This is a genomic window from Mycobacteriales bacterium, assembly GCA_035690485.1.
Lineage (GTDB): Bacteria > Actinomycetota > Actinomycetes > JAFAQI01 > DASSKL01 > DASSKL01.
Genome location: DASSKL010000023.1, coordinates 1 through 7,105, shown reverse-complemented (window position 1 = coordinate 7,105; position 7,105 = coordinate 1). Strand labels below are relative to the sequence as shown.

At 74.0% G+C, this 7,105-nt stretch carries 9 protein-coding genes; 8 read left to right on the top strand and 1 reads right to left on the bottom strand.

Going from position 1 to position 7,105, the window contains the following annotated elements:
* From infB to truB, 5 genes are all read left to right on the top strand, one after another.
* Positions 1-2,302, top strand: a 2,302-nt coding sequence (infB, locus tag VFJ21_03905; GenBank protein ID HET7406266.1) for a translation initiation factor IF-2, incomplete at its 5' end; no start/stop codon positions are given.
* Positions 2,303-2,599 (top strand): DUF503 domain-containing protein, encoded by a 297-nt coding sequence (locus tag VFJ21_03900; protein HET7406265.1) that lies wholly within the window; start codon positions 2,303-2,305, stop codon positions 2,597-2,599.
* Positions 2,600-2,615: 16 nt separating this feature from the next.
* Entirely contained in the window at positions 2,616-3,056 is a 441-nt protein-coding gene (gene rbfA, locus VFJ21_03895; GenBank protein ID HET7406264.1) for a 30S ribosome-binding factor RbfA, read from the top strand.
* Positions 3,057-3,087: 31 nt separating this feature from the next.
* Positions 3,088-4,113 carry a bifunctional oligoribonuclease/PAP phosphatase NrnA gene (locus VFJ21_03890; GenBank protein HET7406263.1) on the top strand — a complete coding sequence of 342 codons (1,026 nt, stop codon included), beginning with the start codon at positions 3,088-3,090 and terminating at the stop codon, positions 4,111-4,113.
* A complete protein-coding gene (gene truB / locus VFJ21_03885) occupies positions 4,110-5,006 on the top strand; it encodes a tRNA pseudouridine(55) synthase TruB (GenBank protein HET7406262.1) in 897 nt (298 codons plus the stop codon). The genes VFJ21_03890 and truB overlap by 4 nt, the downstream gene beginning before the upstream one ends.
* Here the strand turns inward: truB and VFJ21_03880 are convergent.
* Positions 5,003-5,194 carry a hypothetical protein gene (locus tag VFJ21_03880; protein HET7406261.1) on the bottom strand — a complete coding sequence of 64 codons (192 nt, stop codon included), beginning with the start codon at positions 5,192-5,194 and terminating at the stop codon, positions 5,003-5,005. The genes truB and VFJ21_03880 overlap by 4 nt on opposite strands.
* 63 nt (positions 5,195-5,257) lie before the next feature.
* Between VFJ21_03880 and VFJ21_03875 the strand changes: the two genes are divergently transcribed.
* The 3 genes from VFJ21_03875 to VFJ21_03865 all read left to right on the top strand — a co-directional run.
* Complete coding sequence (locus VFJ21_03875) at positions 5,258-6,217, top strand: bifunctional riboflavin kinase/FAD synthetase (protein ID HET7406260.1); 960 nt, start codon at positions 5,258-5,260, stop codon at positions 6,215-6,217.
* A 109-nt stretch (positions 6,218-6,326) separates the two neighbouring features.
* Entirely contained in the window at positions 6,327-6,596 is a 270-nt protein-coding gene (gene rpsO / locus VFJ21_03870; GenBank protein HET7406259.1) for a 30S ribosomal protein S15, read from the top strand.
* Between the two features lie 156 nt (positions 6,597-6,752).
* On the top strand, positions 6,753-7,105 hold a 353-nt coding region (locus VFJ21_03865; protein HET7406258.1), incomplete at its 3' end, for a polyribonucleotide nucleotidyltransferase.

The following is a 7,105-nucleotide window of genomic DNA, read 5'->3' as shown; positions in this document are numbered from 1 at the left end:
CAGCTCCGGCATGGGCGCGCCGCCGCGCCCGGGCGCGGTCCGGCCCGGCGCGGGCGGCCTGCCCCCGCGGCCCGGCATGCCGCGCCCCGCGGGTGCCCGGCCCGGTCCCGGCGGCATGCCGCCGCGGCCCGGGATGCCCGGCGGCGCCCGGCCGAGCCCCGGCATGATGCCGCCCCGTCCCCCGCAGGGACGTCCTGCCCCCGGCGGGCGCCCCGGCGGCATGCCCGGACGCCCGGGTGCCGGCCGTGGCGCTCCTGCCGGCGGCCGCGGCGGTCCCGGCGGTCCCGGTGGCGGCGGTGCTCCGGGCGGCGCGCCCGGTCAGCGCGGCGGCTTCCCTCCCCGCACGGGTGGCGGGCGCGGTCGCGGCGGTGCCCCCGGTGCCTTCGGGCGCGGTCCCGGTGGCCGGCCCGCGCGTGGGCGCAAGTCGAAGAAGCAGCGGCGTCAAGAGTTCGACAACATGCAGGCGCCGACGATCGGCGGCGTGTCGGTCCCGCGCGGCAACGGCGAGACCGTGCGGCTGCCCCGGGGCGCCTCGCTGGCCGACTTCGCCGACCGGATCGGCGCCAACCCGGCGTCGCTCGTGCAGGTCGTCTTCACCCAGCTCGGCGAGATGGTGACCGCGACCCAGTCGGCTCCCGAGGAGACCCTGCAGCTGCTGGGCACCGAGCTCGGCTGGGACGTCAAGATCGTCACGCCCGAGGAGGAGGACGCCGAGATCCTGGCGCGCTTCGACCTCGAGTTCGACGCCGACGAGGACGAGGCCGACCTCGTCGCCCGGCCGCCGGTCGTCACGGTCATGGGTCACGTCGACCACGGCAAGACCAAGCTGCTCGACGCGATCCGGTCGGCCAACGTGCAGGCGCGCGAGGCGGGCGGCATCACCCAGCACATCGGCGCCTACCAGGTGCACACCACCGTCGACGGCAACGACCGCATGATCACCTTCATCGACACCCCGGGCCACGAGGCGTTCACCGCCATGCGTGCCCGTGGTGCGCAGGTGACCGACATCGCGATCCTCGTGGTGGCGGCCGACGACGGCGTGATGCCGCAGACGATCGAGGCGCTCAACCACGCCCAGGCGGCCGACGTCCCGGTCGTGGTGGCGGTCAACAAGGTCGACAAGGAGGGCGCCGACCCGGCCAAGGTCCGCGGTCAGCTCACCGAGTACGGCCTGGTCGCGGAGGAGTACGGCGGCGACACGATCTTCGTCGACGTCTCCGCGATCACCGGCCAGGGCATCGAGCAGCTGCTCGAGTCGCTCGTGCTCACCGCCGACGCCGCCCTCGACCTGCGGGCCAACCCCGACCGTCCCGCCGAGGGCGTCTCGATCGAGGCGCACCTCGACCGCGGTCGTGGTCCGGTCGCGACCGTGCTGGTGCAGCGCGGCACCCTGCGGATCGGTGACTCGATCGTCGCCGGCGAGGCCTTCGGCCGGGTCCGCGCGATGCTCGACGAGAACGGCGGCCCGGTCGAGGAGGCCTCTCCCTCGCGGCCGGTGCAGGTGCTCGGCCTGACCAGCGTCCCCGACGCGGGCGACAACTTCCTCGTCGTGCAGGAGGACCGCGTCGCGCGCCAGATCGCCGACCAGCGGCAGGCCCGCGAGCGGTTCGCGGAGCTGGCCAAGGGCCGTGGCCGGATGACCCTCGAGGACGCGCTGCGGCGCATCCAGGAGGGCCAGATCGACCAGCTCAACCTCATCCTCAAGGGCGACGTGTCCGGTTCGGTCGAGGCCCTCGAGGACGCCCTGCTCCAGATCGACGTGGGCGCCGAGGACGAGGTCGGCCTGCGCATCATCGGCCGTGGGGTCGGCGCGATCACCGAGAACGACATCAACCTCGCGAAGGCCTCCGACGCGATCATCATCGGGTTCAACGTGCGGCCCGAGGGCAAGGCCCGCGAGCTCGCCGAGCGCGAGAAGGTCGACGTCCGCTACTACTCGGTCATCTACCAGGCGATCGAGGAGGTCGAGAGCGCGCTCAAGGGCATGCTCAAGCCGGAGTTCGAGGAGGTGCAGCTCGGCACCGCCGAGGTCCGCGAGGTCTTCAAGGTCCCGCGCATCGGCAACGTCGCTGGCAGCATCGTCCGGTCCGGCACGATCGTGCGCAACAGCAAGGCGCGTCTCGTCCGCGACGGCGTCGTGGTCTCCGACAACCTCACCGTCGAGTCGCTGCGCCGCTTCAAGGACGACGCCCGCGAGGTCGCCGAGGGCTACGAGTGCGGCATCGGGATCGGCTACAACGACATCAAGGTCGAGGACGTCATCGAGACCTACGAGATGCGGGAAAAGCCGAGAGTCTAGGTGTACGCCGGGACGCTTGCGCTCGACCTGCTGCTCGGCGACGTGCATTCGCTCAAGGACAAGCGGGCGGTGGTCCGCCCGATCGTCGCGGAGCTGCGGCGCCGGTTCGCCGTCAGTGCCGCGGAGACCGGGCACCTCGACCTGCACCGGCGGGCGCTGGTCGGGGTCGCGGTGGTCGCAGCCGACGCAGCCCACTGCGGCGAGGTGCTCGACGCGTGCGAGCGGCTCGTGGCGGGCCGGCCGGAGGTCGAGCTGCTGTCGGCGCGCCGGCGGTTGCACGGTGACGGAGACGAATGAAGGGAAGGGGCAGGCCATGGTCGACGTCGCGCGCGCACGGCGCCTCGCCGTACGCATCAGGGAGATCGTTGCCGCCACGCTCGACCGGCAGATCAAGGATCCCCGGTTGGGGATGGTGACGATCACCGACGCCCGGGTGACGCCCGACCTGCGCGAGGCCACCGTCTTCTACACGGTCTACGGCGACGAGGGGGCGCGGTCCGAGTCCGCGGCCGCGCTGGAGAGCGCCAAGGGTGTGCTGCGCTCCACCGTCGGTCGCGAGGTCGGCATCCGGCACACACCGAGCCTCACGTTCGTTCTCGATGCGTTGCCGGCCGAGGCCGCTCACATCAACGAGCTGATCGAGCGGGCGCACGCCGCCGACGAGGCGGTGCACCAGGCCGCCGCGAACGCCACACCGGCCGGGGCGGCCAACCCCTACCGCGGCGACGACGAGGCCGACGAGGAGGCTTCGTGACCCACCGCCCTACCACCGCGGAGACGCCGGCGTGAGCGCTGCGCCGACGCCCGCGGTCGACATCGCCGAGCCGGTGTGGTCTGCGGCGCTGGCCGCCATCGAGACGGCCGGCGAGGTCGCGCTCGCCTGTCACGTCGCCCCCGACGGCGACGCCCTCGGCTCGATGCTCGCCCTCGGCCTGGCGCTGCGGGCCCGTGGTGTGCCGGTCCGTTGCGGGTTCGCGGGCTCGCCCCAGGTCCCGGCGACCTACTCCTACCTGCCCGGCCAGGAGCTGCTGGTCGGCGAGGCCGACTTCCCCGCGGCTCCCGCCCTGCTCGTCACCCTCGACACGTCGAGCGTCGACCGGCTCGCGGCGCTCGCCCCGACGGTCAGCCGGGCCGGCGAGGTGCTCGTGGTCGACCACCACGAGCGGGGGGACGGCTTCGGCACGATCCGGCTCGTCGACCCGCACGCGGCGGCGACGGCGGTCGTCGTCGAGGAGCTCGTGCGCCGGCTCGGCGTACGCCTCGACGCCGACATCGCGACCTGCGTCTACACCGGGCTGACGACCGACACCGGCTCGTTCAAGTACGCCGCCACGACCCCGGCCGTCCACGACCTCGCGCGGCGGCTGCTCGAGACCGGCATCGCCCACGACCGGGTCGCCCGCGCGATCTGGGACACCCACCCCTACGGCTACGTCCGGCTGCTCGGCCTGGCCTGCAGCAGGGCCCGGCTCGAACCTGCCGAGGTGTCCGGTCTCGGGCTGGTCTGGACGTGGACGACGGCCGCCGACCTGCGCGAGCACGGCATCGGCATCGACGAGGTCGAGGCGGTCATCGACGTCGTGCGCACGACCGCCGAGGCCGAGGTCGCGGTCGTCGTCAAGGAGGACCTCGACGGTGCGCTGAAGGTCTCCACCCGTTCGAAGGGCCGCGTCGACGTCGGGGCTGTCTGTGCCGCCCTCGGCGGTGGCGGGCACCGGTTCGCCGCCGGGTTCACCTCGCCCGACGACCTCAGCCGCACGCTCGAGCGGCTCCGGGAGATGCTGGCCGAAGTCGGCCCGCTCGCCGGATGACCGGGCGCGAGGCGTCGCCCGACGGGCTCGTCGTCGTCGACAAGCCCGCCGGGATGACCTCCCACGACGTGGTCGCGCGGGTGCGCCGCCTCGCGGGTACCCGCCGGGTCGGCCACGCCGGCACCCTCGACCCGATGGCCACCGGCGTGCTCGTGGTCGGCGTCGGGCGCGCCACCCGGCTGCTCGGGCACCTCGCGCTGCGCGAGAAGGACTACCTGGCGACGGTCCGCCTCGGCCGCACCACGAGCACCGACGACGCCGAGGGCGAGCCGCTGGCCGCCGCCGACGTCGGGGACGTCGACCGCGCCGCGGTCGTCCGGGCGCTGGACGGCCTCACCGGGGAGATCGACCAGGTCCCACCGGCCTACAGCGCCATCAAGGTCGCCGGTCGCCGCTCCTACGCCCGCGCCCGGGCCGGCGAGGAGGTCGAGCTCCCGCCACGCCGGGTGACCGTGCACGCCCTGGCGCTCACCGGGTGCACCCGAACCGGTGACGAGGCCGGGGCGGTCGTCGACGTCGACCTGGAGCTCACCTGCTCGTCGGGCACCTACGTGCGCGCGATCGCGCGTGACCTGGGCGCGGCGCTGGGCTGCGGCGGTCACCTCACGGCGCTGCGACGGACCCGCGTCGGCGGCTTCGGCCTCCACGTGGCGCGTTCGCTCGACGAGCTGTCCGAGGACTTCGCACTGGTGCCGCTCGGCGACGCGGTGGCGGCGGCGTTCCGTCGACGCGAGCTCGGCGAGGACGAGGCGCGCGCGGTCGCCCACGGCGGGAGGTTGTCGCCGAGCGGGCACGACGCACCGGTAGGCGTCTTCGGCCCCGACGGGCAGGTGCTCGCGCTCGTGGAGGACCGTGACGGCGCGGCCCGCCCCCTCGTGGTGTTCGTGGGTTAGCTGAGCGCGCCGCTGCGCCAGACCGCGTAGGCCGCCGCCCCGGCCCCGGCCGCCAGCGCGAGCATCGCGACCCGGGCCAGCCGGCGTACGACCCCCGCGACGACGAACAGCACGACCGCCGCCACGGCGGCGGGTGCGGTCGGGACGGCGGTGTCGGGCTGGTCGGCGAGCAGGCTGGCGAGGTCCATGCCGCCATCATCGCGGCTCGTCGAAGGCCAATAGGGTGAACCCGCCGAGGGGAGGAGTGGACGTTGCTGCGCTGGCGCGGTCTCGACAGCGTGCCGCCGAGCTGGGGGCGCTGCGTGGTCACGATCGGCGTCTTCGACGGCGTCCACCGCGGCCATCAGGCGATCATCGGGCGGGCGGTCGACCGCGCCAGGGACGCCGGGCTGCCGAGCGTGGTGCTCACCTTCGACCCGCACCCGAGCGAGGTGCTGCGTCCCGGCACCCATCCCGCGGTGCTCTCGACGAGCGCGTTCAAGGCGGAGCTGCTCGAGGCGCTCGGCGTCGACGTCATGTGCGTGCAGCCGTTCACGCCGGAGTTCTCCCGGCTCGCTCCGGACGACTTCGTGCACGAGGTGCTCGTCGATTCGCTGCACGCCGCCGCCGTCGTGGTCGGCGACAACTTCCGGTTCGGGCACAAGATCGCGGGCGACATCGAGACCCTTCGCGAGCTCGGCCGGCGCTTCGGGTTCGCCACCGATCCCGTGCCGCTGCTGGTCGAGGCCGTCGACGGGGCCGACACCCGCTTGTCCTCGACCTACGTCCGCTCGTGCGTCGCCGCGGGAGACGTCGCCGCCGCCGCCGTGGCGCTCGGCCGGCCGCACCGCGTCGAAGGCATCGTCGTGCGCGGCGACCGCCGCGGCCGCGACCTCGGCTTCCCGACCGCCAACCTCGAGCCCACGCCCTACGCCGCGGTGCCCGCTGACGGCATCTACGCCGGCTGGCTGCAGCGCTGCTCCGGCAGCGACCACGGCGAGCGCTGGCCGGCCGCCATCTCGATCGGCACCAACCCGACCTTCCAGGGCCGCGAGCGCAGGGTCGAGGCCTACGCGCTCGACGTCGAGGTCGATCTCTACGGCGAGCACGTCGCCGTCGACTTCGAGCAGCGGCTGCGCGACACGCTGGCCTTCGACAGCGTCGACGCGCTCGTCGCGCAGATCGACGACGACGTACGCCGCACCCGGGAGCTGCTCGCCGGCCGGCGGTGATCACCGCCCGGGCCCCTGCGGTCCGCCGATGCTAGGCTGGCCGGGTTCGGTGCGCCGTCCGTCCCCGTGGTGACGACCGGGGGCCGCACCCCCACCCACGAGGAGTCCCGTGCCGCTCGACAGTGCGACGAAGAGCCAGATCATGTCCGACTACGCGACCGTCGAGCGCGATACGGGCTCGCCCGAGGTGCAGGTCGCGATGCTCACGAAGCGGATCGCCGACCTCACCGAGCACCTCAAGATCCACAAGCACGACCACCACAGCCGGCGAGGGCTGTTGCTGCTCGTGGGCCGCCGCCGGCGGCTGCTCAACTACCTCGCCAAGACCGACATCAACCGCTACCGGTCGCTCATCGACCGACTCGGTCTGCGCCGGTAGCCCGCCCGGAGCCGCGGCGACAGAGCCGGGTGACGACGCCGGTCCTCGGTAGTGGTTCTCGGGACGCGCAGCGGTGCGTCCCGAGGGCTTCGATCGAAGACCGGCCCGCATCCCTCCGGCCGCAGCGGCCCCGGCCGACGCCCAGGAGGCATGCCCATGCAGGGCCACACCGTTCACCGCTCGACCGCCACGCTGTCCACCCCGCTCGGCGACCGCACGATCCGTTTCGAGACCGGCCGGCTGGCCCGGCAGGCCGCCGGCGCCGCCGTCGCCTACCTCGGTGACGACACGATGGTGCTGTCCGCGACGACCGCCTCGAAGGCACCGCGCGAGCACCTCGACTTCTTCCCGCTGACCGTCGACGTCGAGGAGCGGCAGTACGCCGCGGGCAAGATCCCCGGCTCGTTCTTCCGCCGCGAGGGCCGGCCCAGCGAGGACGCGATCCTCACCTGCCGGCTCACCGACCGGCCGCTGCGGCCGTCGTTCGCCAAGGGCCTGCGCAACGAGAT

Coding starts and splice junctions, on each gene's coding strand:
- rbfA (HET7406264.1), top strand. CDS start 2,616: ATGGTCGACGTCGCGCGCGCACGGCGCCTCGCCGTACGCATCAGGGAG.
- truB (HET7406262.1), top strand. CDS start 4,110: ATGACCGGGCGCGAGGCGTCGCCCGACGGGCTCGTCGTCGTCGACAAG.
- VFJ21_03880 (HET7406261.1), bottom strand. CDS start 5,194: ATGGACCTCGCCAGCCTGCTCGCCGACCAGCCCGACACCGCCGTCCCG.